Here is a 17,375-nt window from a genome sequence, read left to right on the forward strand (position 1 = left end):
AATCAATTTACTCTGAGCTTTAGCGAACCTCACGCTCTACACTTCACCCCCTTCATTCGTGTCTCTTCGTGTCCATTCGTGGACCACAAGTGAGCCTGCCGCCAGACAGGCTTCAGCGAGTCTCATGAAGAGCTATGGAAAAAGAAGCTAATCCCGATAGCGATCGGGAGAACCCGCAAACCCTTCTCGCAGCCCCACAGCTTTAGTTTATTTCGATGATCGCACCCGATCCATCAACACTGGAATCAATGGTCTCGGGATCACCCCAATACCTGATTACTCCACTTCCATCAATTCTTGCAAAGAGGCTATAACCCGCGTGAATGTCTATGCTCCCTGAGCCTTCTATTCGCGCCTCGGCTATATTGCTCTCGATGTTTGGCGACGTGATGAGTCCACTTCCATAAATAGCGCTTCGCACTTCTTCTGATTCCCCCAGGGCTTCAATTCTTCCCGATCCGTCAATAATCAACCGTAGAAGATCGCTTTTAGCAATGATGTCTGCCGATCCCGATCCGTCAATCTCTACTTCGAGATCAGCGGAGTAGATGGTGTCCTCGGCTATAATGATGCCCGATCCATTGAGTAAGATTCGATCCAAGAAATTCTCAGAAATCTCGACCAATACCCGATCGTGGTCAATGTCATTGTTTTTTTCGTTAATCACCAGTCTGCCGTTGGTCACATATGTTTCTATGTACCGCATCAAATTATCAGGAGCAGTGACTCTAATGTCAAAGTCGAAATCAGGGTTAATCCGAAATTCATGAGATCCGTCCAATTCTACTTCGCTGAATTGAGATGCTGTTCGTATTTCAGAAATGATAGGTCCCGCATCTTCTTTTTTATCACATGCCCAGACTAAGGGTATGACCAGTAGGTAAATTAATATTGATTGTTTCATGATAGGTTTGTTTTAGTGTTCAGCTTAAGGACAATGAAATTGCAAAAGGTTGCACGTAGCCACAAGAAAAAGTTGATGAACGGCTATTCAACCCTCTTAACAAACCTATCAGAGGAGCTATTTGGACAGGGATTCGAAGTTTTTATTTGGCTAATAGCTATTCAGAGCATCCGCAGAAATCCCATAGAATTGCTGGACAGCTAAGACCTTACCTGAGTATGGTCACGGATCCTTCGATTACTTGATCCGAAAAACCTGCATTCTCCAATATTCGAAATGTGATCAGATAGAAGTACAACCCTTCTGAGATATCCATCTCCGAAGATGACTCGCCATCCCATAATTCAGTCGAATCCGAAGACTCGAACACCACTTGTCCCCAACGATTGAAAATTTGAACTTCGATTAACTCGATGCACTCTCCCAATTCGATTTGGAAAAAGTCATTAAGTCCGTCGCCATTCGGAGTGAAAATATTGGGAGCCTTAATGGATTCCGAGAAATCAATGTCTTCTACTGACACCAAAACGGTGGCTGTCCCTGTACATTCCTCTATCGTTCCGTTTACGACATAGGTAGTAGTTTCACTCGGCGTAGCGATCGGATCGGGACAGTTCGCACAGCTTAAAGTACTATCCGGTGACCAGCTATAGGTGAGCCCTCCACTCGCAAATAGTTGAGCGGATTGACAAGGAAGTATTTGCACATCCTCAGCAGTGATTAACGGAATGGGATTTACCATTAGACTAGCGATAACGAGACTATCACACCCATCAATACCGGTCAGAGTATCTGTGTATTGCCCTGATTCTGATCGGAAGGCACCCCCGATGAAGATGCTATCACCCGAGCAGATCGAAACACTTAGATTCTCTTCAATCGCTGCTACTACCGATAGGGTAGTAGATATGATACTATCACAACCTGCTTCATAAAACAAGGTGTCGGTGTAGACACCCGCAGAACTTTGAAAGCTCCCTTCTAAGAATATGCTGTCGCCATTACAAATGGAAAGGTCTCTGGAGAAATCAGCGAACGGGCTTAGCACGAGGTTGGTGGTTAATAAGCTATCACATCCTGATGTAGCTGTGAGCGTATCAGTGTACAGCCCCGGGGAATTTTGAAAGCTTCCACCCAAAAACGCACTATCGCCGTCACAAATGATTAGATCAGTCTCTGCAGCAACAGGTGTGAAAACATTGATAGTTATAGATTCGAAATAGTTGCATGCACCAAAACCCACTCCTGAAACAGAATAGGTCGTTGTTTCCTCAGGACAAACCGTAGGGTTAAACGTATTGTCTTCTGATAACCCGGGTGCTTCTTCCCAAAAAGCGCTAAAGGCACCTGTCACCAATAGCACGGTGCAATTGCCCGCACAAATATTGGTGTTTCCTTCTATTTCAATATTTGTTTCAGCCGGAACTGTCCCTTCTACTAATGAAAAGGAAGTGAGGATAGTGCCGTCCAAACCGGAAACTGCTCCGTAAGAATCGCCTTGACAGGCTGATTGTGGATTTACCGTAAGGCCGGACTCACCGCCTGTTATCGCGTTCAAGGTATTCGTAGGAATAGTTGCGGAGGTATAGGCTATCGCACCACCTCCGCCACCACCACCCGGCCCGTGGCATTGTGCCCCCGTTTGTCCTCCGGAAAAGTTGTTATTGACACTACCTCCTTCACCACCCTTTACGGAGACATCCACTTCATCTTGAAAATTACCTACATCTAAGACGATAGTGCCACCACCGCCAGCGCCACCAGCTCCGTCAATGCCGGCTTCTGTATCAACGGATCGGCCATCGGCACTTATGCTAAAACCATTGGAGACCAAATCTGAAGCTTGGATAAAGACAATACCTCCGCCTCGTTGTCCGGGAGTGCCTGCCCCATCATTTTGATGACCACCGCCTCCACCTCCGCCTAGAAACAGGCGATCTGAAAAATCAAGTGCTTTTCCTCCTCTTCCGCCTACTGCTGCCCCTGTGCATCCGCTCCATTCGTTTCCTCCCGTTCCACCTGCTCCGAAATTGGAGCCACCACCACCTCCGGCGTTCAGGTTGTTTCCACCTCCACCGCCATTGGCAGGAGCACCTCTGCCTGTGAAACCATTCTGAGGCAATAGGGCTATACTTTCTCCCTTGGAACCTCCTCTTTCAGGGTTGTTTGGAAAGAAATAATTTTGTGAAGCACAGAAGTCTTCTACAAAATAATTCTCTGATTCTTCACCACCACGAAAACCCTGGCCACTGCAATTTATCAGGGCTTCCATGCTCAATGTTCCTTCCACTTCCAATGCTAAAACACCTCCCGTCTCGCCATTCCATTGAGGAGCAAAGAGAAAGCTCGTTACCGTTGCGTTGTCGAATTGTGGAACGAGGACAAGCTGTAACTTTCCGTCTACATCGTATTCGTTTACCAATTGATTTTCCAGATTGATAGTGTTCTGAATGGCTGTAATCAAAGAAATCGTCCCAAACTCATAAAATCCCGCCGATGCGATATCAGTGATTTCTCCAAAAGAATCGCCGTTGGTAAGGTCAATCTCTGCGCCTTGCATCTGGATCAAGAGTACCCTATCGCCAACTGAAAAAGCGGATATACTCTCTACCTCAATTTGATTGCTACACGGACCGCCTACTTGAGTAACAGGAGTATAAGAGTTTATTACTCCTCCGATATTCGTATTCTGACTCAGGCATAAAGTCGGCAACGCAATAACAAGCAGGACGATCAGGCTAGTATTCGCCAAAAATTTCGCGAACACATCTTTAATTAAGTCAGATTGGTCTTTCATCCGTCTGCAATTGGTCAGTTAAAGTTAGGATTTCTTCAGAATTGGTTCCTACAGTTTTCTTGCCAAATTGGTCATGACGCCGTGCAGTTGTGCCGCCCTGATTAAACCCCTAGTGAGCTTTAGCGAACGATTACCGTCCACAGCCTGTGCGTTCCACTCAGCTGAAAAAGCTTCGTCGGGTGCAAAAAGGGTACCACCGCTCAGTCTCAATTTCAGTTTTTCGTTTAAGTTAACAAAGATGAGCTTCATACATCTTTTTTGCTGTGTCACCTCCTCAATGTGGTCCTATCAAGTGAGAGAAGCGAAGCCAAAAAAAAAGATCCCACACGGGATCTTCTTTTTAACCTTTTAAATTTATTCTGAAAAAGAAGGAATGGAAAGACATTGAAGCCTTCCATTCCAATTTCATGTCGTTCAGCTATTACTAACACCAAATTAGTGCTGAATGACGCTTAAAAATTCGGACCATAAGGACTTTCCTCACCTCGCCCGACTGTTTCGCGAAAAACATTGTTCCTTCAAATCTATTTATTAAGTGTTGATCAACAAATGATTACACAGTATTTAACCTGCGTACACTATGTCCGTGCGAAAACGTACAAATCGATGATGGGAAATTTGCCGCTCCTGCCACCTTTGTCTGCTCCTAACTTCACTTTTTACTACACTACTGCCAATGCATATTTTAACATCGTTCTAAGATCGATACGCTAAACACATTTTTGGAAGTAGTTTTTATTTCAGGTCAATTGGTGTTACGGTATACCCGAGTTCCTCTAGTTGGTTGATTAATCCGCACTCATACTTTAAGTGGCTAAGCCCAACGGCAATAAAGCAGCTACTTGATTCCAGCATTTCCGTAATACTACCCACCCATTTATTGTTTCTGTCGGTTAGCATTAGAGAATTTCTGCAAGGCTCATCGAATTTGTAGTCTATTTCCATGGTGGAATACCAATCTGTTTCTTCACAGTACTTTGAATTTTCGCTACAAATTTTATCAATAATAGCGGCAAGACGTTTCCTATGTCTTTTTCGAGGCATCCCCTCTACATCTTTATTGATGAAGACGATTTGCTCTTCCGTTGTTTCAAGACCACGGACTTGTATGTTCTCTTCTTTTGCCCTTGAGCTGATATAGCCATCTAAAGAAAGAGAGGTGTCACTTGAACTTTTGTTCAAACATACTTTTTGTTTGAAATGTCTTTGTAGAAATACATACATCTCTGTTGGTGTTATCTTATTGAAATCAGTCGGACTTGTAGAAAAGAGGTTTTTAATAAAGGCTAGGTCTTTTTTACTCAAATATTGTTTCCATTCGGTTTTAGCGGTTCTCTGATTAATAATATCCTCTGCCGTTCTTCCTGAAATAATTGCACTTTCTAAGATCAACAAATCACAAGACTCCAGAGCTTGGTTCGCACTGGTTAAGGTATCAAAGAATGCTTTTCCGAAAGCGTGATGGGTTCCGAAAAGGTAGGATGTCATAGTCGAATCTTGACCGAATATTTTGAAAAGAATGGTTTTATCCCGTGGCGTATTATTTCCCTCTTGACCAATCATATAAGTAAAAGCGAATACTAGTAAAATGGCAATGCTGGTTTTTCTCATGGTCTTTCCTATTCAGGAAGCTCCTCCCAAATGATTGTTTTCTCGCCCCCCGGAGTGATGAGAAAGAACTGTGGACGCGGATTTTTTCCTGCTAAAATTGATGACGAGAAAAGTAAATATCCTTTTTCACAAAATGCGATCCAATGAGGCGCAAAAGGCTCCCGAATACTGAGCAAGATAGACTTCTCTCCTGTTGGATCAATTCGTTCAAATGTGCGCTTCCCCCAATAGGCGTAAATCAAGTTTCCATCGTTATAATCCGCTGCAAAAAGTGTATTTCTTCCTAAAGGGGGATCGTCTATCTCCTCTTGAATCAAGTGCTCCCATTTGCTGAGTATCTCACCGTTTTCGTTTACGAGCAAGCAACCTGTTTCGGTATTTAAAATAAACCCCACCGATGGGATACGCTTCATTCGGGAGACTTCTTCTTCGGTTTTAAAATGCTTTTCAACTGATTGATTCTTGCCCATCCGATATATTTCGGGGTATCTCACAAAGACTATTGAGTGTTCAGACTCCACCGAAAAACCACCCTCACCTACGTGCCATTTGTCTTCGGCCCAGTCCCACCAAAGCTCGACTTCGCCTCCTTCCTGATACCTCAGAATTCTGAATTCAAACTTATTAGCCGACCGGATAAATCTTCGCTCTAAGAGGTAGAGAAGATCACGGTCAGCGTAGAGCATAAAGTCACTGGCAGAATAATCAGATGTGAAGAAAACCCGGGTTTGTCCCGACTCATCGTGCACCATTACACAGGAATGATGCTCCTTATTATCGATTGGATGGACATATGGCCAATAGATATCTCCCTTGTAAAGGGCGATATTTCCAGTGGGATGTGCTACAAGAGGAGATGTTTTAGCCAACAGGCTAATGAGAAGAAGCGATAAATAAAGGACTCCGTTTGTCTTCATTTGGTACTGTGACTTAACAGTCAACCTCATTCCACTTAAGTATCGGTTATTGCATTTGTGGTGCGAAATCCCGCATTTTTTTGGATTGCTACTTCAAGAGTACCCTCTACAGGCTAGCAGCTTGAAGCCAACAAAATCATTCATATCTCAAAGCAATGACCGGGTCAATTCGATTAATCCTACCGATGTGAAATAAGATGATCACTCCGGAAAGCAGAAGCGCCAATAGGAGGCTGAGTCCCGCCAACAAAGGACTGATATCCGCCTTGTAAGCAAAGTCGCTCAACCACTCGTTCATCAAGTAAATATTGACAGGCGTGGCAACGAAGAAGGCAATCACCAAGACCAGCACAAAGTCGCGCAGGAGCGTCCAGGCAATGCGCATCGATCCCGCTCCCAATATTTTGCGAATCCCGATTTCCCTGATTTTTGACTGGACCGAAAAGCTGATCAAGGCAAACAATCCCATCGCCGCAATTACAATCGAGACGATCGCAAAAAACCCGAAAATCGAAAAGAGGTTCTTCTCTTCGCTGTAGTTGGCGCTTATCGATTCGTCCAAAAAGTTGAGGTCAATCGGATGATTCGGCGCCAAAGCCGCCCACTTTTCTTCCACTTCGTCCAGAACTTGTGTGTAATCTCCCTTTTTGAATTTGATGCTTATTGTCGTCCCTGCATTCGGGTTGTAACACAAAGCTAAGGGCTCCAGTGGGCTATGTAAGCTCATAAAGTGAAAATCATTGACGATACCGACAACGTTCCCATCATTGGCTGCGCCTCCATTTGGCAGCAATCCCCATTGCATGCGTTTATTCAAAGCTTCATCACCCCAACCAAAAGTCTTGGCCGCCGTCTCATTGATTACAAATGCTGTCTGCGCATCCGTCGGGCGGTCTTGCGAAAAATTCCGCCCCTCGAGCAATTCCAATTCGAGCACTTCCAAAAAGCGATCGTCCACGAAAAGTACGCGAATAGGTTGCTCTTTGAGCTCGCCTGCATTGCTTTCTATGCGGAACATCAATTCTCCCGTTTGGCCCGTAGGCATAGAAGTATTGGAGACGGCTTTAACCCGCTCATCCGCTTTTAGCTGATCGAGAATGGGATTGAGACGCTTCGTCACCACGGTATCTCGAGGTAAATTAATGGTCACAACATTTTCCTGATCGAATCCCAAATTCTTCTCGTGTATGTAGTTGAGCTGTCGATTGATAAACAGCGTTCCTGTGATCATAAAAATTGAGAAGACAAACTGCGTCAACATCAATCCCTTTCTCAAGACTCCGATTCCTCCGCCATTTGGTATATAGCCCCGCAAAACCCGCAAGGGCTGAAAACTGGCCAACACAAAAGCAGGATAGCTTCCCGCTAAAATGCCCACCCCAATCAAAATGGAAAATAAAATGACGGGCGTATTTCCTTCAAAAACATTCGCCAAGGTGAAGTCCTTTCCACTGATACTATTGAAATGACCAATGGTGAGCTCGGTAATGGCCAGACCAAGAATCAACGCCAATAGAGTGATGATAAGCGACTCCCCCAAGAATTGGACGGCAATCTGATTTTTATCTGCCCCCAAGGTCTTTCGAATGCCCACTTCCTTTGCGCGTTTGCTGCTCTGAGCCAAGGATAGATTGATAAAGTTAATGGCCGCTATCAGCAATATGAAAATGGCAAGGAGGCTGAATACTGCAATGTAGTTCATGTTCCCTTTCGGTAAATCGTAATCGAATCCATCGGCAAAATGCAGTTCATCCAGTGGAGTCATCGAAAAGTCTACTGTGGCATCAACTCCGTTGGCTTCTGCCCAAGGTTTCACGTATTTGTCCGTCACAGCTGCGAGCTTCTCGTCAAATGCTGCTTCGTCGATTTCTGACTTGAATTTCACGAATGTGTACAGACCGATTCTGAACCAATCACTATTGAAGTCAGCCAAAACTTGCTCTGGAAGAGTCGATAACGACAGAAACCCAGAAGCTGCGATTTCACTGTTTTTTGGAATGTCCTCAATCACTGCTTCAATTTCGCAAAGGCTGCTATTGACTTTGATCTGCTCTCCGATGGCATCTGCCGGATTGACAAAAAACTTCCGCGCCAAAGATCGCGTTAGCACAACCGTTTTCGGTGTTCGTAAGAGCCCCTCCTCCTTTCCATGCAAAATCTTGTAAGTAAAGACTTCATTAAAAGTGGAATCGGTCAACATCAGACTGCCTTCTTTCAACACCACATCTTCCCGACTCATCTCAGTACCAACACCCATAGACATAAAACGAGTGTAGGACTCTACCTCGGGATAATCCTCCAAAAGGGTAGGGCCCAAGGCCATATTCGAAAGAGCCGCGTTGATCTCTCCACTCATATTGAGCAAAGACTGAATGCGATAAATCCGGTCGTCATCCTTGTGGTAACTGTCGTAACTCAGCTCGTCCGATACGTAAAGGGTAATCAGTATGGTGCAGGCAATACCAAAGGCCAAACCCACGATGCTTACAAAGGCATACACCTTATTCTTGACGAGGTGTCGAAATGCGATTTTGATGTAGTTCAATAACATAGAGTAGGTCTTAAAGTATGGAAATGCGCTCCCCTTGGCTCTCCGAAACCACTGAGCCATCTAAGAGTTGAACCGTCCGCTGAGAATAAGATGCATCGTGAGATGAGTGCGTAACCATGATGATGGTACTCCCCTGATCGTGCAATAAACTGAGTAACTCCATCACATCATTTCCGTTTGCGCTATCGAGGTTTCCCGTGGGCTCATCGGCCAATATCACCTTTGGTGCAGTTACCATGGCTCGCGCAACCGCCACTCGCTGCTGCTGCCCTCCCGAAAGTTGAGTCGGGTAGTGCTTTCCGCGATGTGCAATCCCGATCTTCTCCAATATGTTCTCGACTTTTTCCTTGCGCTCCGTCTTTCCCTCCTTTAAGTAAACTAAAGGAAGCTCGACGTTTTCGAATACACTCAATTCTTCAATCAAATTGAAGTTTTGAAAGATGAAACCGATATTGGCCTTTCGAATGGCTGCTCGATCGCGCTCCTTTGACATTTCCTTTCCGTCAAAAAGGTATTCCCCTTCCGAAAAAGAATCCAACAGGCCGATGATATTCAGCAAAGTGGATTTACCGCATCCCGACGGACCCATGATGGAGATAAATTCACCTTCTTTTACCTCTAAGTTGATCTTGTTGAGCGCGATGGTTTCGAGCTCATCCGTGCGGTAGATTTTGACTAAGTCTTTGATTTTGATCATTTCATTTTGCTTTAATTTTTATCGTTTCCGAATCGCCGTGAAGCATGATTTTTTTCAAATTTTCAACATCCAATTTGCAATTGACATTCTTATTAAATTCTCCTTAATGAATATGAGAAGTGATACCGTGCGTTAGGAGTCCGAAAGTTAGTGTGAACCTGAGTTTTTCGTTGTGGGGCAGCGTAGGTCTTGCGCCAAAAAACGACGGTTGGAACTTTCGGCGTCTTTTGGCTCCACCTTTTGACGTCAAAAGGTGGAAAACCAGAAGTATACTAATGGATGGATCTACTTTATTCATCTTCAGTGTTGTATGATTACATATTCATCGTGGCTTAAGATCATTTTATTTTTATCGTTTCCGAATCACCAAAACTCTCGTAACTACTCAATATGACTTGCTCCCCCTCTTCGAGTCCTCGCAGGACTTTGTAGAATTCAGGGTTCTGAGCTCCCAATTCAATTTCCCTTTTTTGGGCCAAGCCCTCATCGGTGAGCACATAGACAAATCTACCACCCGTGCTGCCGTAAAATCCTCCCTTGGGAATTCTTAACGCCTCTTCGGTGGCACTCAAACTCAACCGCACACGGACATTTTGCCCCCTCCGCGGATTGGGAATCTTCGCTTCCGTAAACCGCAAGTGAACCTCAAACTGTCCGTTTTCCACCGCGGGAAAAATCTTATAAACCTCCAGTTCATATCCGACTCCGTTCAAGTCGGCAATGGCCTCTTGACCGATACTTACTCGATTGAGGTAAAACTGATCGACAGGCGCCGAAACCAGAAATGAGTCGAGGACGTCAATCCTACCCAGGCTTTCACCCTTCTGTTTCGTTTCACCGATTTCATGCGAAAACTGACTCATCTGACCCGAAATCGGAGCCCTGATGACCAAATCGTCCAAACTTCTTCGTATTGCTTCTAAATTTCGCTCCATCAACTCAATGGATTGGTCGATCCTTCCCAACTGCATCCTTCGGTATGCCTCGTCCGTTTCCAATCTCTCCCGCGTCAAATCGATCAAGCCCTTGAGGTAAATCAGTTCATTTGCCGATGCATCGAGATCTCCTTTAGGAATGGCTCCTTGCTTATAGAGGCTCGAATCAATCGCAAAGGTTCGCACTCGTTCTTGATATCGGTACTGCACATCCAGCAGTTGCTCTTGTACCTGTCGCTTGTTCTGATCAAGCTGTATCCGCGTGCTCCGTAAATTGTTGATCTGCTCCACAATCTGTGTTTCCCTGTTCATAAAATCCAAAGCCAAATCACTATTGGCCAAGTACATCAAGTCCTCACCCGCCTCAACAAAGGCTCCGTCTTCCACCAATATTTCCTCAACACGCCCCCCTTGGAGCGCCGTGATATGCACCGTTCTGCCTGGTTCTAACACCCCGTTTAGCGATACCACATCTTGAAACTCCCCGAAACTTACCGTTCCCACTTTAATGGAATTGGAATCTACGCGAAAGACTTTTTCATTTCCCGCACGCGCCATAAAATAGAGTACGGGAATCAGTACCACCACAGGGAGCCATCGCAGCAACTTCTTGCGCTTTATTTTGGAAGGAGAAATCTGTCTATCCATACTCATGGCTCTTTAAGAGTGATTTCCGTGCCACAAAATACAAGATATTGAAAATCAGGATCTATAAGGTGGTTGGCTTCTGCGAATTCCTGTTAAAACTGTTCGGTTTTGATACAGTAAATCGTTCGTTTTCGTACATTATTGACCGTTAATTTTGACTCATGAATAAAATTGAAGGAGGCCTGCTTATTATTGATGATGACCAAGATGTCGTACTCTCTGCCGAGATCTTTCTTAAAAATCATTTCCAACGGGTTTTTACTGCCGATAGACCCACAAATGTGATTCCTCTTATTCACGAGCACGACATTGACGTGGTGCTCCTCGATATGAACTTCCGCATCGGAGAGAATTCCGGGCAAGAGGGAATCAATTGGCTCAGCCGAATCAAAGCCGAATATCCCGCGGTCGAGGTTATCACCATGACGGCATATGGCGATATCGACCTGGCGGTAAAGTCCATGAAGTATGGTGCAGCCGAATTTGTCACCAAACCCTGGGATAATAATAAACTTCTTTCCACTGTCCAGTCAGTGCTCCAACTTCGCATCAGCCGTCGAGAGATTGCCAAGCTCCGCCAAACCCGCTCCTTCCTCAATAAACCCAAAAAGGAAGAATCGACGGAAATCCAAGGACGAAGCAAGGAAGTTAGACAAGTGAAGGAATTGGTTAAAAAGGTCGCGATTACCGAAGCCAATGTCCTCATCCTTGGTGAAAATGGCTCGGGAAAAGACGTCGTGGCCCGAATGATTCACGAAGCGTCCAACCGCGCCAATGAACCTTTTATCATCGTAGACTGTGGCGCCATCACCGAGACGCTCTTTGAAAGCGAAATGTTTGGCGCTGTAAAAGGCGCTTATACTGACCTCAATTATGACAAGAAAGGCAGATTTGAAATGGCAAACGGTGGAACTCTCTTCCTCGATGAAATCGGAAACCTCACTCCCCCCATGCAGTCAAAACTCCTCACGGCGCTGCAAAACAGGAAAATCCTTCCCGTGGGTAGTTCCAAGGAAGTCTTCGTAGATATCCGATTGATCTCGGCTACCAATATGCCGCTTTCGCGAATGGTCGATAATCAGGAGTTCCGTACTGACCTTCTCTACCGAATCAATACAGTGGAGGTGAATGTGCCGGCGTTGCGTCACCGCCCCGAGGACATCATCCCTCTCGTCAACCACTTCATCGAACACTATTCGAAAAAATACCAAACAAGCACCAAATGGCTCAACGAGAAAGCCATGGAAGATCTCATCGAATACCAATGGCCAGGAAATGTCCGCGAATTGCAACACGCCGTGGAGCGAGCTGTGATCCTCAACGAAAACTCCGCCCTTACGGCTGAGAATATTCTGCCCAATGCCAAGCGCACTAAGCAGAAGAACAACGTCTCTGCTCAGAAGGAATACAACCTCGAAAATATGGAACGCCGCCTCATCGTGGAAGCACTCGAGGCCTGCCACGGCAATATGACCAAAACAGCCAAGGAACTCGGTATTACCCGCACCTCCCTTTACCGCAGATTGGATAAATACGATCTTTCCTAAATGTTTCGCAGCATATACTTAAGGCTTTTTCTGCTTATCCTGACCACCGCCTTGGCCATGGCAGCCTCATTCGTGCTGTTTTATTTCCAATTCTATTTCTCGGGATCGGTGGCTTTTGTGATGGCTCTGTCCGCGTTTATCACCACCACCCGATACGCTAAAAAAGGCTTTCGCGAACTCAATCACTTCCTCGAAGCACTGAGCTACCGCGATACTTCCATAGCTCCGCATACCTCCAAACACCCCGACTCGTTGCGCCAACTCTTTTCCACCATGCGCTCCATCCGCAAGGATTACCAAGACTTGGTAAAAGACACCGAGGAAAGCCTCGTTATCCTCAAGTCGATCGTCGAAGAAGTGCCTATCGGAATTATCGCCATTCGTCAATCGGGCGATATCGCACTTTTTAATCGAGAGGGAGCGCATCTCCTCGGCACCGGGAAAGTCACTCATGCAAGAAGACTTGAGAAAATTCGCCCCGTTTTTTTCAAGCGCGTTCAGGCTATTCTCTATGGAGGTTCTGCTGTTTTTGCATACGCGAAAGACGGACAAGAAACCAAGCTCTTTATCCGTAAAGCCTCCATTTCCATTCGCAATGAGGAGGTGGAAACCTTCATATTCCACGAGATGGACGCCGAGTACGGGCGACTTGAAATGAGAAGTTGGGACAAGTTGCTGGGTATTCTCACTCACGAGATTGCCAATTCGATTACCGCGATCAGTTCCCTCTCGCAATCGGCTTTGAGCATTGCTGAGTTAGAGCCCGACCTCTCACCCGATCTGAATACCGCCCTCGATGGTATCCGCCGTCGATCCGATAAGCTCTTTGGCTTTGTAAGCGACTACCGCAAACTCGCCGAACTTCCCCAACCACAAGTGGAAGCCGTCGAACTGCGCTTTCTTATGCAAACGATGGCCGAGGAATGGAACCTCCAAGAACCGAAAATCAAGGTGGAAGTGTCCTGCCCGGGAAACATGGTTATCATGGCCGATGAAGGTCAGCTTATCCATTGCTTCGAAAACTTCTACCTCAATTCTGCTCACGCGCTCAAAAACACCGAGAACCCTATGATTCGATTCTCCGCTGAATTAATTAATGATCGGTGGGTAGAAATCCGTTTTCGCGATAACGGCATCGGCATGGAGGGAGACACCGATCGCGCCGTTATCCCTTTCTTCACCACCCGCAAAGAAGGGAAGGGAGTGGGATTAGCGCTGGCTCGTCAAATCATCCGCGCCCACGGAGGTACGCTGAGTGCCGGTAATGCATTGCCTGGCTTTGAGGTTGTGATTAAAATGCCTATTCAAGATACGGCGAAAGATGTGGAAGGGTAGAACGTGTTAGGTTCGCTCCGCTCACTTTTTTGAACCACGCCTCACAACCACCCTCCGTGGCTACCTCGCCACCACCAACCGAAAGACCTCCTCCTGGTTCTTAAAAGAAAACTTAAAGAGATACATCCCCTCGCTCCAGCCTATCAGTGGATAATCCACCGTGTTTAACCCCTCCTTCAATTCGAGGACAAACGATTCAATCAACCGACCATCAGCCCCCGTGATCTCCACATTCAGCGGACCATCTTCGGGCATTACGAACGTCAACTTTACCTCGTCCGTCGCAGGGTTGGGGTAGGGCGCTGCGAAAGTCGCCCGCTGTCGGTTCAAGCCCACACACAAATAATTATTCGTGGTGTCCGTCTCCATCGCTCCGTTCGGGTTGGAGATCCGCATACACGTATACGGCAAGTCCCTTCCGGGAATGTACCCGATATCAGATCCCAGTGGATAATCAACCACCTCTCCGGGAGGGATCGTAAACTCCGATTCTATCGTAAAATCAATATCTCGACCCACCTGTATCTCCGTATCGAAGGTCTCTACAGTAACATTCCCGTTATTCCCAATAATGGAGTTGAGCACCAGCTTATTCCCCTGCGACTGATACTGCAAGTCGATCAAGGCAAGATCGTATTCGGGAACGATTACCGTGTAGAGGGCCGTGGCCGTATCGTTGCAATTTAAGTCATTTGTAGCCACGAGCTCCACCGTGTAATCTCCCGCCGCATCAAAAGTCAAGTCGGGCTCAAACTCAGAAGACACAAAAGCGCCGTTGATCAACCACTCGAAGTTGATTCCATCTTCCGATAGATTGGTGGGCATGCTGGTAAAAGGCGGATCGATGGACGGCAATTCCAAATCAAAATCCGCCGTTGGGATGGCCTGTACCAAGAAACTCCCATTGGCCGTAGCCGCGCATCCGGCAGCTGTCTCCAATTCCAGCGATACGTCAAACGTACCCGCCGCCTCGGGGACAAACACCTGCGCTGAGTCGCTGCCGATCACTCCTTCCTGCGTTCCCGTCGGACCATCGGTAATCGACCAAGTGCGAACCGTCACGGGGTCCACTACGCCCTCAATACTATTCCATTCAGAAACATCTACTAAATCCGTTGTGGCGCCTATGCAAGCATCTGCCGTGGTAATCTCCGCCGTCGGGGGCTCATAAATTCGGATCTCCTTTGTCACTTCGTCCACACAACCGTTCACCCCTATATTGTTTCCGGTAGCCCTTAGCGTCACCTCATATACCCCCGGCTGGGCGTACTCATGCGAGGTATTCGGAAAATTGGAAAAGAACCCATCCCCGAATTGCCAATTGTAAAAAACAGGTCCCGAAACGGAGGTGTCTACATTTTCATCAAATACCACCGTCTCTCCGAGGCAGGCGTCCTCCACGTCAAAGTCGACGATGGGGCTGCCCAATACCTCTACATTCCGCACCAAGCTATCCACACAGGCACTCTCCGTGGTTACGATATGCGTCACGGTATTAAATCCCAACACTTCAAAAGTGGTTGATCCAATCGATCCCGCATCTGTGGTACCATTGCCAAACGACCATTCCCTCAGAGAGATGGTGCCACCACCCGGCACTACCGACTGACTCTCAAAAAACACCTCATTCCCCGCGCAAACGATGGGGGCGGAGAAGTTGACCAGCGGCAGCGGGTTCACAAATAGCGTATCCCGAGTCGTTCCCGTGCATCCATTGTCCAAGGTCACTGTTAGCTCTACGGGATATTCTCCCGTAGCGGGATAAAAGATTTCGGGGTTCTCATCAGTCGATGAACCGGCATCATTGTTCTCAAAAGTCCAATCCCACTCGGTAATCATACCCCCGTCAGGAACGGTCTGATCGTCAAATACCACATCGTTCTCCTCACATGGCGGACTAAACCCAAACTCCACTTCCGGAGCAATCCCAACTATATCTACTTCCACCGTATCTCTCCCCACGCATCCATTAACATTGGTAGCTTCTACCCAATACTCCCCACTCTCTTGCGGTTGGATAAAGGGGGTGACTTCATCGGTGTTCCAGAGATACGTTTCCGCTTCTTCAAATCCTGAGGAGAGGAAGATGTCGTTGCCGAGGCAGAAATTTGGGTTTTCATCGAGTTCAACAGTCTCAGAGTAAGTATCGTTCAGGGTTGTTATTGTTTCTGTAGAGGCAGAGCAGCCTTCAGGATGAAAAATTTGGGCGGATAGTGACTCTCCTGGTTCTAAGTAATTAAGAATTTCTGAAGACCCATCACTCCATAGAACATCAAAGCCAGGGGCAAGATTTAGGTCCCACAACAAAGAATCATAAGAACAAACCACATTCAAATTGTCAATTGATGAATAATCAAAGAATGTCCTAACCGTGTCACTGTATAGAAAACCTAACGTATCTCTACAAGTTAAAAAGATAGTGTCCGTCCCGAAAACCGTCACGGAATTAGATTCCGAACCTGTGGACCATTCATATGAGAGATAAATATCAGGGACGGAAAATGTATTTTCACAAGGCAAAGAAGGAGCGATCAATACGTCTTCTCCTAAGTCGATTGGATAATTACCATATTGATTTCCGAGATAGAGATCTAATGCATTTTGCTCCCCATTAGATAAAGCTCGATCCAGACAAGCAAAAAACTGTAATTCACCTGGGAAAGAAAAGCCCGAGGAGTATGCTCCGATCTGCATAGATGAAAAATTAGTTGATGAATATTCCTCGGATATTGTGATTGAACTCATCAAAGTACCGTTGAAATATAGCCGAGCCTCAGCATCCTCTCTGTCAAGTTCTATTTTTACATAAGTGTATTTGCCAATTTCAATGTTTGGCCCAGCCAAAGTTCTCGTAACTGAATTTTCAGTCCAGATGACACGATAATTTGCGTTAAACGGGAAAATGCCAAACGTGCCTTCTCCAGGTGAAGCCGCGAAAGAGGCACCTCTGGTAAAAAGACCGTGTGTTAATGCATCTGTCTTATAGATCATTATAAACGTTCTGTCACCTGAAAGAATATCCAAACCCTGATTATTGATAAGATGTTCAAAGTTACCTGGCCTATTAAAAACTACGACATTCTGGTCATTTAATCCGCCAGCTTCTAAACTTGGAAACCTGATCTCAAATATTTGATTAAAGAATTCAGAATTTGATAGGCCATTCCATTGATTAATATTGGAACCCACGTCATCAGAAATTGTATTGGCTTCAAGCCAAAATATGCTCGAGTTGATAAGGTCGTCAATATCCTGAGCACTCAATAGTAATGGAGAGATCAGCCCGGCAAAAAACAGAAATGTGCACTTGGAAATCGCACTAAATATTTTGGCTCGGGCTATGGTAAAACGCATGAAGTTTCTGATCATTAAATTGTGAAAGTACTACACTCTTAAATTAACGAGCCTTCTTGTCTGGATACTTTATAACATA

The 17,375-nt window shown here is 45.9% G+C and carries 11 protein-coding genes; 2 read left to right on the forward strand and 9 right to left on the reverse strand.

Translation table 11 applies throughout. The features are described 5' to 3' along the window. Positions 1-202: 202 nt before the first annotated feature. The 8 genes from O3Q51_00320 to O3Q51_00355 form a co-directional block, all read right to left on the reverse strand. The gene (locus tag O3Q51_00320; protein MCZ4407232.1) at positions 203-904 is read right to left on the reverse strand and encodes a DUF2807 domain-containing protein; all 702 of its coding nucleotides are present in this window, start codon (positions 902-904) and stop codon (positions 203-205) included. A 208-nt stretch (positions 905-1,112) separates the two neighbouring features. Then, on the reverse strand, positions 1,113-3,701 hold the full coding sequence (locus tag O3Q51_00325) for a gliding motility-associated C-terminal domain-containing protein (protein ID MCZ4407233.1): 2,589 nt from the start codon (positions 3,699-3,701) through the stop codon (positions 1,113-1,115). 48 nt (positions 3,702-3,749) lie between these two features. Beyond that, on the reverse strand, positions 3,750-3,950 hold the full coding sequence (locus tag O3Q51_00330) for a hypothetical protein (GenBank protein ID MCZ4407234.1): 201 nt from the start codon (positions 3,948-3,950) through the stop codon (positions 3,750-3,752). A gap of 486 nt (positions 3,951-4,436) precedes the next feature. Further along, entirely contained in the window at positions 4,437-5,312 is an 876-nt protein-coding gene (locus O3Q51_00335; protein ID MCZ4407235.1) for a TraB/GumN family protein, read from the reverse strand. Positions 5,313-5,320: 8 nt separating this feature from the next. Beyond that, the gene (locus O3Q51_00340) at positions 5,321-6,259 is read right to left on the reverse strand and encodes a hypothetical protein (protein MCZ4407236.1); all 939 of its coding nucleotides are present in this window, start codon (positions 6,257-6,259) and stop codon (positions 5,321-5,323) included. Positions 6,260-6,365: 106 nt separating this feature from the next. Next, complete coding sequence (locus O3Q51_00345; protein MCZ4407237.1) at positions 6,366-8,780, reverse strand: ABC transporter permease; 2,415 nt, start codon at positions 8,778-8,780, stop codon at positions 6,366-6,368. 10 nt (positions 8,781-8,790) lie between these two features. Beyond that, positions 8,791-9,477 (reverse strand): ABC transporter ATP-binding protein, encoded by a 687-nt coding sequence (locus tag O3Q51_00350; GenBank protein MCZ4407238.1) that lies wholly within the window; start codon positions 9,475-9,477, stop codon positions 8,791-8,793. Between the two features lie 338 nt (positions 9,478-9,815). After that, complete coding sequence (locus O3Q51_00355) at positions 9,816-11,060, reverse strand: HlyD family efflux transporter periplasmic adaptor subunit (GenBank protein ID MCZ4407239.1); 1,245 nt, start codon at positions 11,058-11,060, stop codon at positions 9,816-9,818. Positions 11,061-11,221: 161 nt separating this feature from the next. Here O3Q51_00355 and O3Q51_00360 point away from each other — a divergent pair, with 161 nt between their 5' ends. Both O3Q51_00360 and O3Q51_00365 read left to right on the forward strand, forming a co-directional pair. After that, positions 11,222-12,607 carry a sigma-54 dependent transcriptional regulator gene (locus O3Q51_00360; protein ID MCZ4407240.1) on the forward strand — a complete coding sequence of 462 codons (1,386 nt, stop codon included), beginning with the start codon at positions 11,222-11,224 and terminating at the stop codon, positions 12,605-12,607. After that, positions 12,608-13,942, forward strand: coding sequence for a HAMP domain-containing sensor histidine kinase (locus tag O3Q51_00365; protein MCZ4407241.1), 1,335 nt, complete (start codon positions 12,608-12,610; stop codon positions 13,940-13,942). A gap of 60 nt (positions 13,943-14,002) precedes the next feature. Here the strand turns inward: O3Q51_00365 and O3Q51_00370 are convergent, their stop codons facing one another. Then, the gene (locus O3Q51_00370; GenBank protein ID MCZ4407242.1) at positions 14,003-17,311 is read right to left on the reverse strand and encodes a PKD domain-containing protein; all 3,309 of its coding nucleotides are present in this window, start codon (positions 17,309-17,311) and stop codon (positions 14,003-14,005) included. Between the last annotated feature and the right edge of the window lie 64 nt (positions 17,312-17,375).

Source organism: Cryomorphaceae bacterium 1068 (genome assembly GCA_027214385.1).
Lineage (GTDB): Bacteria > Bacteroidota > Bacteroidia > Flavobacteriales_D > Cryomorphaceae > JAKVAV01.